Below are 19249 nucleotides of genomic sequence, written 5' to 3'. Positions count from 1 at the left end.
GTCACCTGCAAGAGAGATGATTATGCCGCAACATGACCAATTACATCGTTATCTGTTTGAAAACTTTGCCGTGCGCGGCGAACTGGTAACCGTTTCACAAACCCTGCAACAGATCCTCGAAAATCATACTTACCCACAGCCGGTCAAAACCGTGCTGGCGGAGCTGCTGGTTGCCACCAGCCTGCTGACCGCAACGCTGAAGTTTGCCGGTGATATCACTGTGCAGTTGCAGGGCGACGGTCCGTTGAGCCTGGCGGTAATTAATGGCAACAACAACCAACAGATGCGCGGCGTGGCTCGTATACAGGGCGATATCCCTGAAGATGCCGATCTGAAAACCCTGGTGGGCAACGGCTACCTGGTGATCACCATTACCCCGGAAGAAGGTGAGCGCTATCAGGGCGTGGTCGGTCTGGAAGGTGACACGCTGGCGGCCTGCCTGGAAGATTACTTCATGCGTTCAGAACAGCTGCCGACGCGTCTGTTCATCCGTACTGGCGACGTCGACGGTAAACCTGCTGCTGGCGGTATGCTGTTGCAGGTCATGCCAGCGCAAAACGCGCAGGCAGATGATTTCGATCACCTTGCAGCACTGACAGAAACCATCAAAGCCGAAGAGTTGCTGACGCTGCCAGCCAACGAAGTTCTGTGGCGTTTGTACCACGAAGAAGAAGTCACCCTCTACGATCCGCAGGATGTGGAGTTCAAATGTACCTGTTCACGCGAACGCTGCGCGGGCGCTCTGAAAACGCTGCCGGATGAAGAAGTTGACAGCATTCTGGCGGAAGAAGGCGAGATCGATATGCACTGCGATTACTGCGGTAGCCACTATCTGTTTAACGCCATGGATATTGCAGAGATCCGCAGCAACGCCTCTCCGGCGGACCCGCAGGTACATTAATCCCCTTGTCCGGCCTACAGGTAAACGGTTGTAGGCCGGATCAGGCGTTCTCGCCGCCATCCGGCAAACACACTCACTCGGTGTAATAATTCATCGGCAGTCTTTTACCATCAATAGTGATATCCCGCCAGACTCTTGGGGCTGAATCCAGTTGATGATTCGCCACCGCCTTGAGCAATTTATCTTTATTGAACCCTTCAGGTAGCTGACCTGACGCAATAAGCTCCCATTTTCCCTTTTGCATGGAAAAAACCAGGCTCTCGCCATCACCAAAGGCATACAGCACCTGTTCAGGTTTACCATCAGCATTAAGATCCTGATCGACCAGCACGCACGCGTTCTGCTCAACGCAGGAGGTAATACGGTAGCTATGCTCTTTGACAAACGTCCAGAAGGCCTCATCGGGTTGCTTGCTACCCGGTGCGATCATCACTTTTGGCGCTAACTGAGTGGCGGCAAGTGCCTGAATCGGATCGCGATTCCCCTGAAGAATACTGTTTAAATCACGTTTGCGTTTGTTGTCGCTGTTGAACGCTTCGTCCTTCTGTAACGCTTGCAGCGCCGCACGCCCCACCTTCCCGCTGCGATCCAACATATACAAGCTGACCTGATCAGGTTTAATTTTACCACTGTGATACAGCCCCATATGGCTGTTGACGCTAATACGCCAGGCATCAATAACCGGCGACGACAGCAGAACCAACAGCCCCAACGCCAGCAACGAAACGCCAAGAATGACCGGACCCTGAAGCTCAAGCGGATTGCGCCCGCGGCGTAAAATGCTCGCCAGATAGCCAAACGACCATACCAGCAGTACCACGACCACCAGCACGCTATACAAACGCTCAGGCGTCCAACCGTACTGCTGTATTCGCACCCACAGTGACCAACCGGCAATCAGCATATAGATGGGCGCGACAATCAGAGAGCATTTGATCAGGTAGCGTAACGCGCCAGGATAGGGTAACGCCTCTTTGTGCGGTTCACGCACGATAGCCATCAACAGCAATAGGAGCAGCGTCAGCGTTGACATCAGGCCAGCCGCTGACACGCGCTGTGAGATAGCGTCCAGTCCGGTAAAAGGCAGGGTCAGCATAAACATCAGCGCTAACAGTGCAACCAACGGGAGTAAACCCGTGGCAAGGAACGTCAGCAACTTTTGCACCGCAGCAACCAGACGCGACTGCGTACGCGCCAGTACCACTGCCAGTGCGGTAATCAGACCAAAGGCCACATAGCCAAACCAGTCGGTATCAAAGAAGAGCGTGCTGAAGAAGGGAATACCGACCAGCTTAAACATCTCGCTCCATAGCAGGAGCACCAGCCAGAACAGGCCGTTGGCGACAAAGACAATCAGCAACGTCAACGCATTAAGCCACAATTGCCGATAAAAATGCGGGTAACGCGCCTGCTCACGAGAGACATGAAGCGAGTACTGAATCCAGGGCAAGGCAAGCATCGCCATCAGCAGTAAGCGCCAACCGTAGAACATAAAAACTTCATGTTGCCGCCACTTATCACTGTCCTCGACTTGCCACTTTAGCCAGACGCTCATCGCCAGCACCACAACAAAGATCAGCGCCATCCAGTACCACAGCGCGCGTTGTTTGAAAGAAACGACAGTAAGCAAAAGTGCCGAGGTGATCGCAATCGTCGCAGGCATGCCATAGAACAGCCAGTCGTCGTTATGGGGAACCAGATATGTCATCAGCAGGTAGCATAATGCCCCCTGCAACAGGCCGATAAATATCATGCCCAAACGCGTCGTACGTGAAATTTCAGCACTATCCATGTCAGTTTCCAGAATGAAGGGAAAAGCTAATTATCGCATCAACTTCACAATTTTGAGCATTGGCAGGCTGATTTCAGACTAAAGCGACGGGAAGTGAATCGATATTGTTTATGTATGAGTTACGTTATTTTCTTACGTGAATGCGATTACACTCACAATATTCCCGCCAAAAACACTATCCATTAACGTTTTAAGAACATTTTCCACAACAAAAAAGGGTTTCCTGCCATAATATCCGCCTCTTTGTGACAGGAGTCGCAGCGTATTCGGTTATTCGTGGAATTACCGGATGCGTAAATCTATGAGCCTTGTCGCGGTTAGCAATCCCTAAAAAACCTTACTATTCCAGGTAATACATATTGGCTAAGGAGCAGTGAAATGCGTGTGAACAACAGTTTAACCCCGCAAGATCTCAAGGCTTATGGTATCAATGACGTTCAGGATATCGTTTACAATCCAGACTACGACACGCTTTATCAGGAAGAACTTGATCCAAACCTGGAAGGTTATGAGCGTGGCGTGTTAACGAATCTGGGCGCCGTTGCAGTTGATACCGGTATCTTTACCGGACGTTCGCCAAAGGATAAGTACATTGTCCGTGACGACACCACACGAGACACACTCTGGTGGTCAGACAAAGGTAAAGGTAAGAACGACAACAAACCGCTTTCCCAGGAAACCTGGCAGCATTTGAAAGGGTTAGTCACCCATCAACTCTCCGGCAAACGTCTGTTTATCATTGATGCTTTCTGCGGTGCTAATGCGGATACCCGTCTTGCCGTGCGCTTCATTACCGAAGTCGCCTGGCAGGCACATTTTGTCAAAAACATGTTCATCCGCCCGAGCGACGAAGAACTGGTTGATTTCAAACCTGATTTCATCGTGATGAACGGTGCAAAATGCACTAACCCACAGTGGAAAGAACAGGGTCTGAACTCCGAAAACTTCGTGGCGTTTAACCTGACGGAACGCATTCAGTTAATTGGCGGCACCTGGTACGGCGGCGAGATGAAGAAAGGTATGTTCTCCGTCATGAACTACCTGCTGCCGCTGAAAGGCATTGCATCGATGCACTGCTCAGCAAACGTCGGTGAAAAAGGTGATGTGGCGGTCTTCTTTGGCCTGTCCGGTACCGGTAAAACCACGCTGTCCACCGACCCGAAACGCCGCCTGATTGGCGATGACGAACACGGCTGGGATGACGACGGCGTGTTTAACTTTGAAGGCGGTTGCTACGCGAAGACCATCAAACTGTCTAAAGATGCTGAGCCGGAAATCTACAACGCGATCCGCCGTGATGCCCTGCTGGAAAACGTCACCGTGCGCGAAGATGGCTCCATCGATTTCGATGATGGTTCCAAAACCGAGAACACCCGCGTTTCCTACCCGATTTATCACATCGACAATATCGTTAAGCCGGTGTCAAAAGCGGGTCATGCCACCAAAGTCATCTTCCTGACCGCCGACGCATTTGGCGTACTGCCGCCGGTCTCTCGTCTGACGGCAGATCAAACGCAGTATCACTTCCTGTCTGGCTTTACCGCCAAACTGGCTGGCACCGAGCGTGGCGTAACTGAGCCAACGCCAACCTTCTCCGCCTGCTTTGGCGCGGCATTCCTGTCGCTGCACCCAACGCAGTACGCAGAAGTGCTGGTGAAACGCATGCAGGCGGCAGGTGCGCAGGCATATCTGGTTAACACCGGCTGGAACGGTACTGGTAAGCGTATCTCTATCAAAGATACTCGCGCGATTATCGATGCCATTCTGAACGGCTCGCTGGATGATGCGGAAACGTTCCGTCTGCCGATGTTTGACCTCGCAATCCCGACCGAGCTGCCAGGCGTGGATACGCGCATTCTCGATCCGCGTAATACCTACGCGTCTCCGGAGCAGTGGCAGGAAAAAGCCAACGCGCTGGCGAAACTGTTTATCGAGAACTTCGAGAAATACACCGACACCCCTGCGGGTGAAGCACTGGTTAGCGCCGAACCGAAGCTGTAACGAAAAGCGTCGGATAGCGGTTTCGCCATATCCGGTCTACAGCAACAAAAAGGGAGGCATTTCGCCTCCCTTTCTTATACGTCTTTCGTGATACCCTGCGCGCGCGTGAAAGGAACCGGAAGCCAGGCGCGTATCGACAGCCCACCTCGCTCACTGGTCCCAATTTCCAGCATACCGTTATGGTTATCAATAATACGCTGTACAATCGCCAGTCCCAGCCCCGTACCGCTGGTGCTACGCGCGCTGTCACCGCGGACAAACGGCTGGAACAGATGTTTCCGCTGCTCCGGCTTGATGCCTGGGCCATCATCTTCCACCTGGAACCAGGCGCGATGCGCTTCCATACCGCTGCTGACCTTAATCCAGCCATTACCGTAACGGGCGGCGTTAACCACCATATTAGCAACCGCGCGTTTGATAGACAGTGGGTGCATCTTCACCTGAATGACGCCAGGGCGTAATGCAGTATCGATTTCACGCTCGTAACCACTTTCTGCCGCGATCACTTCACCTAATACCGAGTTCAGATCGGCCATCTCCATCGGCATCTCCTGACCAGTGCGCAGGTAATCGATGAACTGTTCAATAATGGCATTACACTCTTCGATGTCCTTGTTGATGGACTCCGCGAGGTATCCGTCTTCTTCGCCCATCATTTCCGTCGCCAGACGGATACGCGTAAGCGGGGTGCGTAAATCATGGCTCACGCCCGCCATTAACAACGTACGGTCATCGGCCAACTGCTTTACGCCGGCGGCCATATGGTTGAAGGCTCGGGTAACAGAGCGCACCTCAGAGGCGCCATATTCGCGCAGCGGCGGCGGAATAATGCCTTTCCCCACCTGTAACGCCGCATGTTCAAGATCCACCAACGGTCGGTTCTGAATACGGATAAATAGCCACGCGCCACCAATAGCCAGCAGCATGATCGCCAGCGTATAGCGGAACAGCGGTGAGAAGTCACCCTGATGTATTTCAGTGAGCGGCACGCGTACCCAAATGTTGGGCGACAGCCAGGTTTTCAGCCAGACGACAGGCGAGCTCTTGTTCACCTCAACGCGGACTTCCGTCGGGCCGCCCAGCTGCTGTGCCATCTGATGGCTTAAGAATTCATAGTGTTGCGCCCAACGCAGACCGGCTTCTTCAGCGGCCTCGTTGGAATAGAGGGAAATACCGAGCTCACGGTAAATTTCCCGACGAAATGCAGGTGGCACTACCAGTTGCGTACCGTCCTCCAGTTGCAGTTTATCAGTCATCAGCATACGGACTTCGTAGGCCAGAACCTTATTAAACTGCTGGAGGCTTGGCAGAATCGCGAAGTTCAGCACCACAAGGTAGGTCGTCACCAGGCTGGCAAACAGCAAGGTGACGATAAGCAATAACGTGCGAGCAAACGAACTTCGTGGCGAGAAGCGCATTCGCCTCATGCTTTAGAACCGTCCGGAACAAAAACATAGCCCAGACCCCATACGGTCTGAATATAACGAGGATGCGCCGGGTCTTCTTCCACCATACGACGCAGACGAGAAATCTGCACGTCGATGGAACGTTCCATCGCAGAGTACTCACGACCCCGCGCCAGGTTCATCAGTTTATCGCGGGACAGCGGTTCACGTGGGTGACTTACCAACGCTTTCAGCACCGCAAATTCACCGCTGGTGAGCGGCATAGGCTCATCTTCGCGGAACATTTCACGAGTCCCCAGGTTCAGCTTAAACTTACCGAAAGCGATAACAGCTTCTTCCTGAGAAGGTGCGCCCGGCAGTTCGTTCGCCTGACGACGCAACACAGCGCGAATACGCGCCAGCAGTTCACGCGGGTTAAACGGTTTCGGGATGTAATCGTCAGCACCGATTTCCAGTCCAACGATACGGTCAACCTCTTCGCCCTTCGCCGTCACCATAATGATCGGCATCGGGTTGCTTTGACTGCGCAGGCGGCGGCAAATTGACAGGCCATCTTCCCCCGGCAGCATTAAATCCAGAACCATCAAGTGGAAGGACTCACGGGTCAGCAGACGATCCATCTGCTCAGCGTTTGCGACGCTTCGAACCTGGAAGCCCTGCTCGGTCAGATAACGTTCCAGAAGCGCGCGCAGGCGCATGTCGTCATCGACCACCAGAATCTTATAGTTCTCTTGCATTGTTATTACTCCCAAAGGTTCGCAACAATTAAGTGTATATTCTTAAGAAAGCTAGCGTGAGTCACCAGCGAATTCTGGTATGAATTCCAGGCTAAATTGTTACAAAGCATATTAAACAGCAGCTTAAGTATACAATGTTTCTCGCAATACATTATTTATTCTGTTGATATGCTCATGTAATACTAATTGTGCGCATCATCACAGAGTCGAAGGTAAAACAATAAGATGAAAACGCCCCTGATAACCCGTGAAGGGTATGAAAAACTCAAACAAGAGCTCAATTATCTCTGGCGTGAAGAGCGCCCGGAAGTCACCAAGAAGGTTACCTGGGCCGCAAGTCTGGGCGACCGCAGCGAAAATGCCGACTACCAGTATAATAAAAAGCGCCTGCGCGAGATTGACCGTCGCGTCCGTTATTTGACCAAGTGCATGGAGAATCTGAAAATTGTCGATTACTCCCCGCAGCAAGAGGGTAAAGTCTTCTTTGGCGCGTGGGTCGAGATTGAAAACGACGATGGCGATATCCGTAAATTCCGCATTGTCGGCTACGATGAAATCTTTGGCCGTAAGGATTACATCTCTATCGATTCCCCCATGGCGCGTGCGCTGCTGAAAAAAGAGGTCGGCGATCTCGCGGTGGTGAACACCCCTGCCGGGGAAGCCAGCTGGTACGTGAACGAGATCGAATACGTGAAGTGAGACCGGAACAATCCGAAGCCCCTGCAGATGACTGGCATTTTTGCCAGTCAGTCCGTATAACTATCCCCTGATTTTTTATCCTATAGACGAAGCTATCCATGATGAATGATTCTTTCTGCCGCATTATCGCAGGTGAAATTCAGGCTCGTGCTGAACAGGTAGAAGCTGCCGTTCGCCTGCTTGATGAAGGGAACACCGTGCCGTTTATCGCACGTTATCGTAAGGAAATCACCGGCGGTCTGGATGACACGCAGCTGCGTAATCTGGAAACCCGTCTGGGATATCTGCGGGAACTGGAAGACCGCCGTCAGGCGATCCTGAAATCTATCGGCGAGCAAGGCAAACTGACCGACGACCTGGTGAAGGCAATCAACGGCACGTTAAGTAAGACCGAACTCGAAGACCTCTACCTGCCGTACAAACCTAAACGCCGTACCCGTGGACAAATCGCCATTGAAGCAGGCCTTGAGCCTCTGGCGGATCTGCTGTGGAACGAGCCGTCTCACGACCCGGAAACCGAAGCCGCTAAATATCTCAATGCCGAAAACGGCGTGGCGGATACCAAAGCCGCTCTCGACGGCGCGCGCTACATCCTGATGGAGCGCTTTGCCGAAGATGCCGCCCTGCTGGCAAAAGTCCGTGACTACCTGTGGAAAAATGCCCATCTGGTCTCCACTGTGGTGAGCGGGAAAGAAGAAGAAGGTGCAAAATTCCGCGATTACTTCGATCACCATGAGCCGATCTCCACCGTTCCTTCTCACCGTGCGCTGGCCATGTTCCGTGGGCGTAACGAAGGCGTGCTACAGCTTTCTCTGAATGCCGATCCACAGTTTGATGAGCCGCCAAAAGAGAGCCACGGCGAGCAGATAATCCGCGATCATCTGGGCCTGCGCCTGAACAACGCACCAGCAGACAGCTGGCGTAAAGGCGTTGTCAGCTGGACATGGCGCATTAAGGTACTGATGCACCTCGAAACCGAACTGATGGGCACCGTGCGTGAACGTGCGGAAGATGAGGCCATTAACGTCTTTGCCCGTAACCTGCACGATCTGCTGATGGCCGCGCCTGCGGGTCTGCGCGCCACCATGGGCCTCGATCCCGGTCTGCGTACCGGTGTAAAAGTGGCGGTTGTTGACGGTACCGGCAAGCTGGTCGCCACCGACACTATTTATCCACATACCGGTCAGGCTGCCAAAGCCGCCGTTGCCGTTGCGGCGTTATGTGAGAAATACCACGTAGAGCTGGTGGCGATTGGTAACGGTACGGCGTCGCGTGAAACCGAGCGTTTCTTCCTCGATGTACAGAAGCAATTCCCGCAAGTGACCGCACAGAAAGTGATCGTCAGTGAAGCCGGGGCATCGGTTTACTCTGCTTCCGAGCTGGCGGCACAGGAGTTCCCGGATCTCGACGTGTCATTGCGTGGCGCGGTGTCTATCGCCCGTCGTCTGCAGGACCCGCTGGCTGAGCTGGTGAAAATCGATCCGAAATCTATCGGCGTGGGTCAGTATCAGCACGACGTTAGCCAGACCCAGCTTGCCCGTAAGCTGGATGCGGTGGTGGAAGACTGCGTAAATGCCGTCGGCGTCGATCTGAACACAGCCTCCGTCCCCCTGCTGACCCGCGTTGCCGGCCTGACGCGCATGATGGCGCAAAACATCGTCGCCTGGCGTGATGAGAACGGCCAGTTCCAGAACCGTCAGCAGTTGCTGAAAGTCAGCCGTCTGGGGCCAAAAGCCTTTGAACAGTGCGCGGGCTTCCTGCGTATCAACCACGGCGATAACCCGCTGGATGCTTCCACGGTTCACCCGGAAGCCTACCCGATAGTGGAACGCATTCTGGCAGCAACCGAACAATCGCTGCGTGACCTGATGGGCAACAGCGACGAACTGCGCAATCTGAAAGCCGCCGATTTTACCGATGAACGATTCGGGGTACCAACTGTCACCGACATCATCAAAGAGCTGGAAAAACCAGGTCGTGACCCGCGTCCTGAATTCAAAACCGCGCAGTTTGCTGATGGCGTTGAAACCATGAACGACCTGCTGCCAGGAATGATTCTGGAAGGGGCGGTCACCAACGTCACCAATTTCGGTGCGTTTGTGGATATCGGCGTTCACCAGGACGGTCTGGTGCATATCTCTTCGCTGTCGAATAAGTTCGTCGACGATCCACACACCGTGGTGAAAGCGGGTGACATTGTGAAGGTGAAAGTGCTGGAAGTTGACCTGCAACGTAAGCGTATCGCGCTGACCATGCGTCTGGACGAGCAGCCGGGTGAAACCAATGCGCGTCGCGGCGGCGGGAACAACGATCGCGCTCAGGGCAATCGCCCGGCACCGAAAGCCGTAAAACCTCGCGGTCGTGACGCTCAACCCGCGGGCAACAGCGCGATGATGGATGCGCTGGCGGCGGCAATGGGTAAAAAACGCTAGTGTGACCTTTGTGCCGGATGACGGTGTCAATACCTTATCCGGCATATTTAATATATTCCCCGCTTTTCACCACAATATATTTATCACTTTATTAACAGATGAAACCTTAATTAAACATTAAGATTCTCAATAATTACCTTCACGAATCATTCGTTCCAAACCAGAATAAATGTTGAGGCATATCAAAATTGGCGCAAATTATTATCTAATTCCACATTCCGTCACATTTATTCTATTGATGATAGAAACCATTCTCATTATCATTGTTTTGTTGATTATTTACTCTTTCCTTACGTTGGCTAATCATCTGGTCTCATGCCGCCCTGTCGCCCCATGAGGTAATCATCCAGTTAGCGAGATATAAGTAGGTCCCTATGCAATTCACTCCTGACAGTGCGTGGAAAATTACCGGCTTTGCCCGTGAAATCAGCCCGGCTTATCGTCAGAAACTGTTGTCACTTGGCATGCTGCCCGGCTCCTCCTTCAACGTGGTACGCGTCGCCCCGCTCGGCGATCCTATCCATATCGAAACACGTCGCGTAAGTCTGGTATTGCGTAAGAAAGATCTGGCGTTATTAGAAGTGGAAGCGGTTTCCTGTTAATACAGTGAGTCTATAAAAATGAAAAAATTAACCATTGGTTTAATTGGTAATCCTAATTCCGGCAAGACAACCTTATTTAACCAGCTCACCGGTGCACGCCAGCGTGTGGGTAACTGGGCTGGTGTGACCGTCGAGCGTAAAGAGGGCCATTTCGCGACCACAGACCATCAGGTCACGCTGGTCGACTTACCCGGTACCTATTCACTGACGACGATCTCATCGCAGACGTCGCTCGATGAGCAAATTGCCTGCCACTACATTTTAAGCGGTGATGCGGATCTGTTGATCAACGTGGTCGATGCGTCAAACCTTGAACGCAACCTCTACCTGACGTTGCAACTGCTTGAGTTGGGCATCCCCTGCATCGTCGCGCTGAACATGCTGGACATTGCTGAGAAGCAGCAAATCCGTATCGATATCGACGCCCTTTCTGCTCGTCTTGGCTGCCCGGTAGTGCCACTGGTTTCCACCCGTGCGCGTGGTATTGAAGCGCTGAAGCTGGCGATTGATCGCTACAAGGAAAACGACACCGTCGAGCTGGTCCATTATGCCCAGCCGTTGTTGCAGGAAGCGGACTCCCTCGCCGATGCAATGACCAAAGACATGCCACTGAAACAGCGCCGCTGGCTGGGCCTGCAGATGCTGGAAGGCGATATTTACAGCCGCGCTTACGCCGGTGATGCCGCACAAAACCTGGATGCTGCCGTTGCTCGTCTGAGCGAAACGATGGACGATCCGGCGCTGCATATTGCCGATGCCCGTTACCAGTGTATTGCCGCTATCTGCGATACCGTCAGCAACACCCTGACCGCAGAACCCAGCCGCTTCACCACCGCAGTAGATAAAATCGTCCTTAACCGCTTCCTCGGTCTGCCGATTTTTCTGTTCGTGATGTACCTGATGTTCCTGCTCGCCATCAACATTGGCGGTGCGCTGCAACCGTTGTTTGACGTCGGCTCCGTGGCGATCTTTATCCATGGTATTCAGTGGATTGGCTACACGCTGCACTTCCCGGACTGGCTCACTATCTTCCTCGCACAGGGGCTTGGCGGCGGGATTAACACCGTCCTGCCGCTGGTACCGCAAATCGGCATGATGTATCTGTTCCTCTCCTTCCTCGAAGACTCCGGCTACATGGCGCGCGCCGCGTTTGTGATGGATCGTCTGATGCAGGCGCTGGGACTGCCGGGCAAATCATTTGTCCCGCTGATCGTCGGCTTTGGCTGTAATGTACCGTCCGTGATGGGCGCACGTACGCTGGACGCCCCGCGTGAACGTCTGATGACCATCATGATGGCGCCGTTTATGTCCTGCGGCGCACGTCTGGCGATTTTCGCCGTCTTTGCCGCGGCGTTCTTTGGTCAGAACGGCGCGCTGGCGGTCTTCTCGCTGTACGTGCTGGGTATCGTGATGGCGGTGTTGACCGGTCTGATGCTCAAACACACCATCATGCGTGGTGAAGCAACGCCGTTCGTGATGGAGCTGCCGGTGTACCACGTGCCGCACATCAAGAGTCTGATCATTCAGACCTGGCAACGCCTGAAAGGCTTCGTTCTGCGTGCGGGTAAAGTCATCATCATCGTCAGCATTTTCCTCAGCGCGTTTAACAGCTTCTCGCTCAGCGGAAAAATCGTCGACAACATCAACGACTCTGCTCTGGCCTCCGTTAGCCGTGTTATTACCCCTGTGTTTAAACCGATTGGCGTTCACGAAGATAACTGGCAGGCAACCGTAGGTTTGTTCACCGGCGCGATGGCGAAAGAAGTGGTGGTGGGTACGTTGAACACGCTCTATACCGCAGAAAACATTCAGGAAGAAGAGTTCAATCCGGCAGATTTCCACCTTGGCGACGAGCTGCTCGGTGCGGTGGATGAAACCTGGCAAAGCCTGAAAGACACCTTCAGCCTGAGCGTACTGGCTAACCCTATCGAAGCCAGCAAGGGCGACGGTGAAATGGCGACGGGCGCAATGGGTGTGATGGGCGAGAAATTTGGCAGCGCCGCCGCCGCGTACAGCTACCTGATTTTCGTGCTGCTGTATGTGCCGTGCATTTCAGTGATGGGCGCTATCGCACGCGAATCCAGCCGTGGCTGGATGGGCTTCTCGGTTCTGTGGGGGCTCAATATCGCTTATTCGCTGTCAACGCTGTTTTATCAGACGGTTAGCTACAAAGAACACCCGACCTACAGCCTGGTGTGCATTTTAGCGGTCATCCTGTTTAACATCGTGTTGCTGGGCCTGCTGCGTCGGGCTCGTAGCCGCGTAGACCTCGCACTGCTGGCGACCAACCGAACGGCAAGTTCCTGCTGCTCCAGCACCACTGGCGATTGCCACTAAGGTTATCGACAATGGCATCGCTTATTCAGGTTCGTGATTTATTGGCTTTGCGGGGGCGCATGGAGGCAACACAAATTAGCCACACGCTGCACACCCCGCAGCCGATGATTGACGCCATGCTGAATCAGTTAGAAAAGATGGGTAAAGCCGTGCGGATTCAGGAAGATGCCGACGGGTGTCTCTCCGGAAGCTGCAAAAGTTGCCCGGAAGGTAAAGCCTGTCTGCGCGAGTGGTGGGCTTTGCGCTAGTTTGATGCCGGATGGCGCTACGCTTATCCGGCCTACAAATAACTGCAAATGTTCAGGCCGGATAACTCGTTTATGCAGATATCCGTTACTTTAGAAACAATTCAGTTTCTGTTTTAACGCCACCAGCGCTGCGCAAAACTCGGCAGGATGCGAGATAAACGGCGCATGCGCCGCTTTGGCAAACACCAGTGACTCGCTCTGCGGCCACAGGGCATCGAGCATCGGGACGACTTTGCGCGGAACCAACCCGTCAAGATAACCGTACAACCGCAGGAAAGGCATTTCCACCGAGCACAATGGCTCACGCAAATCGACCGTTTTCAGGATCTCCAGTCCGCCATTGAGCACTTCGACGTTCGGCATGGGTAATGCCAACACCGTTTTCTTCAGCGCTCGCGCATCCTGACGGGCGGTTTCCGTGCCCATCGTTTGCAACGCCAGAAAACGCTCCACCGTACGCTGAAAATCCTCGCTCAACTGCTGCTGGAAACCTGCCAGCACGTCTGGCTTGATGCCTGGCCACTCCTCGCGCGCGCTAAAGCAAGGGGAAGATGCCACAGTCACCAGCGCCTGAACGCGCTCAGGATGGGTCAATGCGACCTGGCTCGCCACCAGACCACCCAGACTCCAGCCGAGCCAAATAGCTTTCTCCGGTGCCTGTTTTAATACTCGCTCAGCCATCTCTTCCAGCGACATCGCGCCGAAACCCTGGCTGCGGCCAAATCCTGGTAAGTCGACAAGATGCAGCGTGAAATGCGAGCTCAGTTCCTCGCTTATGCAATGCCACACTTGCGCATTCAGTCCCCATCCGTGCAGTAGCACAAGATGGCAATTTCCCGAACCCTGGGTCTGCCACCAGATGTCATTCATCAGTTATTGTTCTCTTTTAGCCTAACAGGATGTTTCTATGCTAACAGTACCGGGATTGTGCTGGCTATGCCGAATGCCCCTGACGTTAGGGCATTGGGGGATCTGTTCAGTCTGCGCACGGGCAACGCGTCAGCACGTCAGCCTTTGCCCTCAATGCGGACTCCCTGCCGCCCACGATGTCGTTCCCTGCGGACGTTGCCTACAAAAACCACCGCCGTGGCAGCGCCTGGTCACCGTCAGCAACTATGTTCCGCCGTTGAGCGGACTTATCCACCAGTTCAAGTTTTCGCGACGCAGTGAAATGGCCTCCACCCTTTCACGTTTGCTGTTGCTGGAGGTATTACAGGCCCGGCGCGTCAGCGGTCTTCCCCTGCCGGACAGGCTCGTCAGCGTCCCGCTCTGGCAACGCCGGCACTGGCGCAGAGGGTTTAATCAGAGCGAATTACTGTGTCGCCCCCTGGCGCGCTGGCTGGGCTGCGGCTGGGACAGCCGGACCATCACGCGGGTTCGAGCAACCGCCACGCAGCACCATCTCAGCGCCCGATTGCGTAAACGTAACCTGAAAAACGCCTTTCGCCTTGAATTGCCGGTACAGGGACTCCATATGGTTATTGTGGATGATGTCGTCACTACCGGAAGTACCGTCGCGGAAATCGCGCAGCTGCTTTTACGCAACGGCGCGGCGACTGTCCAGGTATGGTGCCTGTGTCGAACCTTGTAGAGCCTCGATGATGGGCGTATTATAACCAAGTAAAATAGTCAACTATTAGGCCATTACTATGATCCATATTTCCGATGCTGCACAAGCGCACTTTGCCAAACTGCTGGCAAATCAGGAAGAAGGGACACAAATCCGTGTATTTGTGATCAATCCCGGCACGCCTAACGCTGAATGCGGCGTTTCTTATTGTCCGCCGGACGCCGTGGAAGCAACCGACACCGCCATTAAATTTGACCTGCTGACCGCATATGTTGATGAACTGAGCGCACCGTATCTGGAAGATGCAGAAATCGATTTCGTCACTGACCAATTAGGTTCTCAGCTGACGCTGAAAGCACCGAACGCCAAAATGCGCAAAGTTGCCGATGATGCGCCGCTGATGGAACGCGTGGAGTACATGCTGCAATCACAGATCAACCCACAGCTGGCAGGCCACGGTGGCCGTGTCTCCCTGATGGAAATTACCGATGAAGGCTTCGCCATTCTGCAGTTTGGCGGCGGCTGTAACGGTTGTTCAATGGTCGATGTGACGCTGAAAGAAGGTATCGAGAAGCAGCTGCTGGCTGAATTCCCTGAACTGAAAGGCGTTCGCGATTTAACCGAACACCAGCGTGGCGAGCACTCTTACTACTAACGACCAGACTTGTAGGCCCGGTAAGACGCATCCGCGTCGCCACCGGGCATCGATGCCGGATGGCAGCGTAAACGCTTTATCCGGCCTACGCCCTTACATTTCTCTGCACGTACCCTGTAATAATCCCCCTCATAATTTGACCAGCCTCTCATAATTTAAATTTTGCCTGTCCAGGTGATTTTCAAGCGCAGCATGTTACCCGTATCATTCGTATCAGCACCCAAGACGCACATAACAGCCAGCTAAACAGATTAGTTTTACGGGCAATCAGCATTGGTGCTGTGAATACGCTGTTCCCGGTCGGGACAATCAGAATTTGTCATCTAAACACTGACGTTACCCATAACAAAGCAAAGGCCAGGTAAATCATGCCATTAGTCATCGTTGCTATCGGTGTAATCTTGTTACTCCTCCTGATGATCCGTTTCAAAATGAACGGTTTCATCGCTCTCGTCCTGGTGGCGCTTGCTGTCGGATTGATGCAAGGGATGCCACTGGATAAAGTCATTGGTTCTATTAAAGCCGGTGTCGGCGGAACCCTTGGCAGCCTCGCCCTGATTATGGGTTTTGGCGCCATGCTGGGCAAAATGTTGGCAGACTGCGGCGGCGCGCAGCGCATTGCGACCACGCTGATTGCTAAATTCGGCAAGAAACATATTCAGTGGGCGGTGGTATTAACTGGCTTCACCGTTGGTTTTGCCCTGTTCTACGAAGTTGGCTTCGTGCTGATGCTACCGCTGGTATTCACCATCGCTGCTGCTGCGAATATTCCGCTGCTGTACGTTGGTGTGCCGATGGCTGCGGCGCTGTCCGTAACGCACGGCTTCCTGCCGCCGCACCCGGGTCCAACCGCTATCGCTACCATTTTCCACGCCGATATGGGTAAAACCCTGCTGTTTGGCACGATTCTGGCAATCCCGACCGTCATTCTCGCAGGTCCGGTGTACGCACGTTTCCTGAAAGGCATCGATAAGCCAATCCCGGAAGGTCTGTACAGCGCGAAAACCTTCACTGAAGAAGAAATGCCGGGCTTTGGCGTCAGCGTCTGGACCTCTCTGGTACCGGTGATCCTGATGGCAATGCGCGCCGTGGCGGAGATGATTCTGCCGAAAGGACATGCTTTCCTGACGGTTGCAGAATTCCTCGGTGACCCGGTTATGGCAACGCTTATCGCGGTGCTGATTGCGATGTTCACGTTTGGTCTGAACCGTGGGCGTTCGATGGATCAGATTAACGACACGCTGGTGTCCTCAATCAAAATTATCGCGATGATGCTGTTGATCATCGGTGGTGGCGGTGCCTTCAAACAGGTCCTGGTTGATAGCGGCGTCGACAAATACATCGCTTCAATGATGCACGGCTCTAACGTGTCTCCACTGCTGATGGCATGGTCTATTGCGGCGGTTCTGCGTATCGCACTGGGTTCAGCAACCGTTGCAGCAATCACCGCAGGTGGGATTGTGGCGCCGCTGATTGCAACCACCGGCGTAAGCCCTGAGCTGATGGTTATCGCAGTCGGTTCCGGTTCTGTCATTTTCTCCCACGTGAACGATCCTGGCTTCTGGCTGTTCAAGGAGTACTTCAACCTGACCATCGGTGAAACCATCAAGTCATGGTCAATGCTGGAAACCATTATCTCCGTCTGCGGTCTGGTAGGGTGTCTGCTGCTGGGTATGGTGGTCTGATAAAACGGTGCCGGGTGGCGCTTCGCTTACCCGGCCTACCGCTGTCATCGTAGGCCGGATAAGACGCACTCTGCGTCGCCATCCGGCAAAATAACACTACTTCTTCTTCGCCGCCGCTTTTCGCCGCTTATCCAAATCCTTAATCAGTTTGTTCACGCCCTCATCGGCAAACATCTGCTCCAGCGTGGCGGTAAGCTTACGCCGCCAGTTTTTGTACTGATCGCTGGTGCCCGGAATATTGACCGGTTCCGCCATATCCAGCCAGTCTTCCGGTTGCAGACCCAGGAGTGCACTGTTGCTGTCAGCGATGTAGCGTTGCATGCCGCGATTGAGGATCGGCGTCATCGACATCAGCGATGCCTTATGCCCGGCACGTTTTGGCAGACAACCGTACTTATGCAGTGCATCCAGCAGCCCCTGTTTCGCCAGTTCCCGATCCTGATACAACCCTCGCAGCACAACCTCATCCGGATACAGCCCCAGCGCTTTACCCAATGTCAGGTCGCCGCTGTCCCAATAACCTTTAAGCGTAGGAAGGTCATGCGTCGCCGCGACTGCCATTGATTGTTCCGGGTACGCTTGCGGCGCACGGAAGTTTTTCTCATGGTCATTCTCAAAATAGAGCACTTTGTAGGAGTACACGCCGCTGTCGCGCAGCTTGCTGACGATCTCCACGGGCACAGTACCCAGATCCTCACCAATTACCATGCAGTGATGGCGTTTACTTTCCAGCGCCAGAATTGAAAGCAGGTCATCGACCGGATAATGCACGTAAGCGCCATGATCGGCAGTTTCACCGTAGGGGATCCACCACAGACGCAGCATCGACATCACATGATCGATGCGCAGCGCGCCGCAGTTCTGCATATTGGCACGCAGCAGTTCGATAAACGGTTCGTAGGCCCGTGCCGTGATGATGTGCGGATCCATCGGCGGCAGCCCCCAGTTTTGCCCAAGCGGCCCAAGAATATCCGGCGGCGCGCCAACTGAGGCTTTCAGACAATACAGTTCACGGTCACACCAGGTCTCTGACCCACCTTCGGCCACGCCAACCGCCAGATCACGATACAACCCAATCGGCATGGCAAAGCCCTGACTGGTTTCCCAACAATCCGCAAATTGGGTATACGCCAGCCACTGCAGCCACAGGTAGAAATCCACCTCATCACGATGCTCTGCGCAGAACTGTTTGACCTCCGGCGAATCTACCGACTGAAAAGCTTCCGGCCACACCGGCCATCCCCAGCGCAACGCATCCTCTTTCACCTGATGCGCATGCAGCGCATCAAAGGCTGCCTGCCAGTACAGGCTGTCGCCTTGCTGAGTCACAAACTGGCGAAATGCTGCCATCTGCTCGTCGTCACGAGCGGAGAAGCCTTTCCACGCCATGCGCAGCGCGGTCATCTTCAGTGCGGTAACGGCAGAATAATCAACCCACTCGGCATCCCGCGCGCGTTGCAGGGTTTGCTGAGTTGTAGGCTTCAGCCACCAGCTTTGCGCCTCTTTGCTCAGATGAAAATCTTCCACTGCGTTGACGTCGATATATATGACGTTCAACCAGCGGCGCGAAGACGGACTGTACGGACTGGCGCTCTCCGGGTTCGCCGGATACAACGCATGAATCGGATTAAGACCGATAAACGCCCCACCGCGTTTCGCCACGTCCACCAGCATGGTACGGAGATCGCCAAAGTCGCCAATTCCCCAGTTTTTCTCTGAACGCAGGGTGTAGAGCTGAACGCACGCGCCCCACAGTTTTTTCCCCTCCAGCAGCGCCTGCGGTTCATAGCAGCGCCTTGGCGCCACAATGACTCGACAGTGGGTGCGCAGCTCGCCCTGCGTCAATGTCAGTGTGTGATAGCCCTCCGGCAGTTTCGTCGGAAGGTGAAAAGATTTGCCACCGATGGCATGCCCTTTGTGCTGTACGCCCTCTTCAGTGGTCAGCAGCCAGCTAAACTCCCCGCTACCCTCAACCGCCAGCGGCATTTTCTTACCCGCGGTATACACCATGACATTCGGCACCGGAGTTACCGCCACCTGAGTAGCAGCGGTGATGCGATGCATGGCGTCAAGCAAACGCCGTTTGGTTTCGGCACCAATAGACTGCGGTTTACCGTGAGCGTTAATGTAATTGGGGCTGATCCCCGCCGCCAGCGCGGCATTATCCAGACGTTTGCTTTCCAT

At 54.0% G+C, this 19249-nt stretch carries 15 protein-coding genes; 10 read left to right on the top strand and 5 right to left on the bottom strand.

Annotation, left to right across the window (positions count from 1 at the left end; genetic code table 11):
• Positions 1-22 precede the first annotated feature (22 nt).
• Entirely contained in the window at positions 23-901 is an 879-nt protein-coding gene (gene hslO / locus IB196_RS01620) for an Hsp33 family molecular chaperone HslO (protein WP_005121631.1), read from the top strand.
• Positions 902-974: 73 nt separating this feature from the next.
• On the opposite strand, the gene IB196_RS01615 is transcribed toward hslO, so the two are convergent.
• The gene (locus IB196_RS01615) at positions 975-2693 is read right to left on the bottom strand and encodes a DUF4153 domain-containing protein (RefSeq protein ID WP_188232010.1); all 1719 of its coding nucleotides are present in this window, start codon (positions 2691-2693) and stop codon (positions 975-977) included.
• A 378-nt stretch (positions 2694-3071) separates the two neighbouring features.
• On the opposite strand from IB196_RS01615, the gene pckA reads away from it, so the two are divergent.
• Positions 3072-4694 carry a phosphoenolpyruvate carboxykinase (ATP) gene (pckA, locus tag IB196_RS01610; RefSeq protein WP_188232009.1) on the top strand — a complete coding sequence of 541 codons (1623 nt, stop codon included), beginning with the start codon at positions 3072-3074 and terminating at the stop codon, positions 4692-4694.
• Positions 4695-4768: 74 nt separating this feature from the next.
• Here the strand turns inward: pckA and envZ are convergent, their stop codons facing one another.
• Together envZ and ompR are read right to left on the bottom strand one after the other, a co-directional pair.
• A complete protein-coding gene (envZ, locus tag IB196_RS01605; RefSeq protein ID WP_040231728.1) occupies positions 4769-6121 on the bottom strand; it encodes a two-component system sensor histidine kinase EnvZ in 1353 nt (450 codons plus the stop codon).
• Entirely contained in the window at positions 6118-6837 is a 720-nt protein-coding gene (ompR, locus tag IB196_RS01600; RefSeq protein ID WP_001157751.1) for a two-component system response regulator OmpR, read from the bottom strand. Before ompR ends, envZ begins: the two co-directional genes overlap by 4 nt.
• 225 nt (positions 6838-7062) lie before the next feature.
• Between ompR and greB the strand changes: the two genes are divergently transcribed.
• From greB to feoC, 5 genes are all read left to right on the top strand, one after another.
• A complete protein-coding gene (gene greB, locus IB196_RS01595; RefSeq protein WP_005121627.1) occupies positions 7063-7536 on the top strand; it encodes a transcription elongation factor GreB in 474 nt (157 codons plus the stop codon).
• Positions 7537-7634: 98 nt separating this feature from the next.
• The gene (locus tag IB196_RS01590; protein WP_188232007.1) at positions 7635-9968 is read left to right on the top strand and encodes a Tex family protein; all 2334 of its coding nucleotides are present in this window, start codon (positions 7635-7637) and stop codon (positions 9966-9968) included.
• A 374-nt stretch (positions 9969-10342) separates the two neighbouring features.
• The gene (feoA, locus tag IB196_RS01585; RefSeq protein WP_003023519.1) at positions 10343-10570 is read left to right on the top strand and encodes a ferrous iron transporter A; all 228 of its coding nucleotides are present in this window, start codon (positions 10343-10345) and stop codon (positions 10568-10570) included.
• Positions 10571-10588: 18 nt separating this feature from the next.
• The gene (feoB, locus tag IB196_RS01580; protein ID WP_188232006.1) at positions 10589-12907 is read left to right on the top strand and encodes a Fe(2+) transporter permease subunit FeoB; all 2319 of its coding nucleotides are present in this window, start codon (positions 10589-10591) and stop codon (positions 12905-12907) included.
• 11 nt (positions 12908-12918) lie between these two features.
• A complete protein-coding gene (gene feoC, locus IB196_RS01575) occupies positions 12919-13155 on the top strand; it encodes a [Fe-S]-dependent transcriptional repressor FeoC (protein WP_003023516.1) in 237 nt (78 codons plus the stop codon).
• A gap of 90 nt (positions 13156-13245) precedes the next feature.
• Here feoC and bioH read toward each other — a convergent pair whose 3' ends face one another.
• A complete protein-coding gene (gene bioH / locus IB196_RS01570) occupies positions 13246-14025 on the bottom strand; it encodes a pimeloyl-ACP methyl ester esterase BioH (RefSeq protein ID WP_005121623.1) in 780 nt (259 codons plus the stop codon).
• Positions 14026-14062: 37 nt separating this feature from the next.
• Here bioH and gntX point away from each other — a divergent pair, with 37 nt between their 5' ends.
• From gntX to gntT, 3 genes are all read left to right on the top strand, one after another.
• A complete protein-coding gene (gene gntX, locus IB196_RS01565; RefSeq protein WP_005121622.1) occupies positions 14063-14746 on the top strand; it encodes a DNA utilization protein GntX in 684 nt (227 codons plus the stop codon).
• Positions 14747-14804: 58 nt separating this feature from the next.
• Positions 14805-15380 (top strand): Fe-S biogenesis protein NfuA, encoded by a 576-nt coding sequence (nfuA, locus tag IB196_RS01560; protein WP_005121621.1) that lies wholly within the window; start codon positions 14805-14807, stop codon positions 15378-15380.
• 368 nt (positions 15381-15748) lie between these two features.
• A complete protein-coding gene (gene gntT, locus IB196_RS01555) occupies positions 15749-17065 on the top strand; it encodes a gluconate transporter (protein WP_003023507.1) in 1317 nt (438 codons plus the stop codon).
• A 96-nt stretch (positions 17066-17161) separates the two neighbouring features.
• On the opposite strand, the gene malQ is transcribed toward gntT, so the two are convergent.
• Entirely contained in the window at positions 17162-19249 is a 2088-nt protein-coding gene (gene malQ, locus IB196_RS01550; protein ID WP_188232005.1) for a 4-alpha-glucanotransferase, read from the bottom strand.

Source organism: Citrobacter sp. C6_1, assembly GCF_014596835.2.
Taxonomy (GTDB): Bacteria; Pseudomonadota; Gammaproteobacteria; order Enterobacterales; family Enterobacteriaceae; genus Citrobacter; species Citrobacter pasteurii.
Note: the sequence above shows the minus strand (reverse complement) of the source record. Positions and strands in the feature narration are given on the sequence as shown.

Excerpts from the sequence above, each read along its gene's own strand:
- greB (WP_005121627.1), top strand. The coding sequence starts at position 7,063 with ATGAAAACGCCCCTGATAACCCGTGAAGGGTATGAAAAACTCAAACAA.
- malQ (WP_188232005.1), bottom strand. The coding sequence starts at position 19,249 with ATGGAAAGCAAACGTCTGGATAATGCCGCGCTGGCGGCGGGGATCAGC.
- feoA (WP_003023519.1), top strand. The coding sequence starts at position 10,343 with ATGCAATTCACTCCTGACAGTGCGTGGAAAATTACCGGCTTTGCCCGT.
- ompR (WP_001157751.1), bottom strand. The coding sequence starts at position 6,837 with ATGCAAGAGAACTATAAGATTCTGGTGGTCGATGACGACATGCGCCTG.
- IB196_RS01590 (WP_188232007.1), top strand. The coding sequence starts at position 7,635 with ATGATGAATGATTCTTTCTGCCGCATTATCGCAGGTGAAATTCAGGCT.
- bioH (WP_005121623.1), bottom strand. The coding sequence starts at position 14,025 with ATGAATGACATCTGGTGGCAGACCCAGGGTTCGGGAAATTGCCATCTT.
- gntT (WP_003023507.1), top strand. The coding sequence starts at position 15,749 with ATGCCATTAGTCATCGTTGCTATCGGTGTAATCTTGTTACTCCTCCTG.
- nfuA (WP_005121621.1), top strand. The coding sequence starts at position 14,805 with ATGATCCATATTTCCGATGCTGCACAAGCGCACTTTGCCAAACTGCTG.
- IB196_RS01615 (WP_188232010.1), bottom strand. The coding sequence starts at position 2,693 with ATGGATAGTGCTGAAATTTCACGTACGACGCGTTTGGGCATGATATTT.
- feoC (WP_003023516.1), top strand. The coding sequence starts at position 12,919 with ATGGCATCGCTTATTCAGGTTCGTGATTTATTGGCTTTGCGGGGGCGC.
- gntX (WP_005121622.1), top strand. The coding sequence starts at position 14,063 with ATGCTAACAGTACCGGGATTGTGCTGGCTATGCCGAATGCCCCTGACG.
- hslO (WP_005121631.1), top strand. The coding sequence starts at position 23 with ATGCCGCAACATGACCAATTACATCGTTATCTGTTTGAAAACTTTGCC.
- pckA (WP_188232009.1), top strand. The coding sequence starts at position 3,072 with ATGCGTGTGAACAACAGTTTAACCCCGCAAGATCTCAAGGCTTATGGT.
- envZ (WP_040231728.1), bottom strand. The coding sequence starts at position 6,121 with ATGAGGCGAATGCGCTTCTCGCCACGAAGTTCGTTTGCTCGCACGTTA.
- feoB (WP_188232006.1), top strand. The coding sequence starts at position 10,589 with ATGAAAAAATTAACCATTGGTTTAATTGGTAATCCTAATTCCGGCAAG.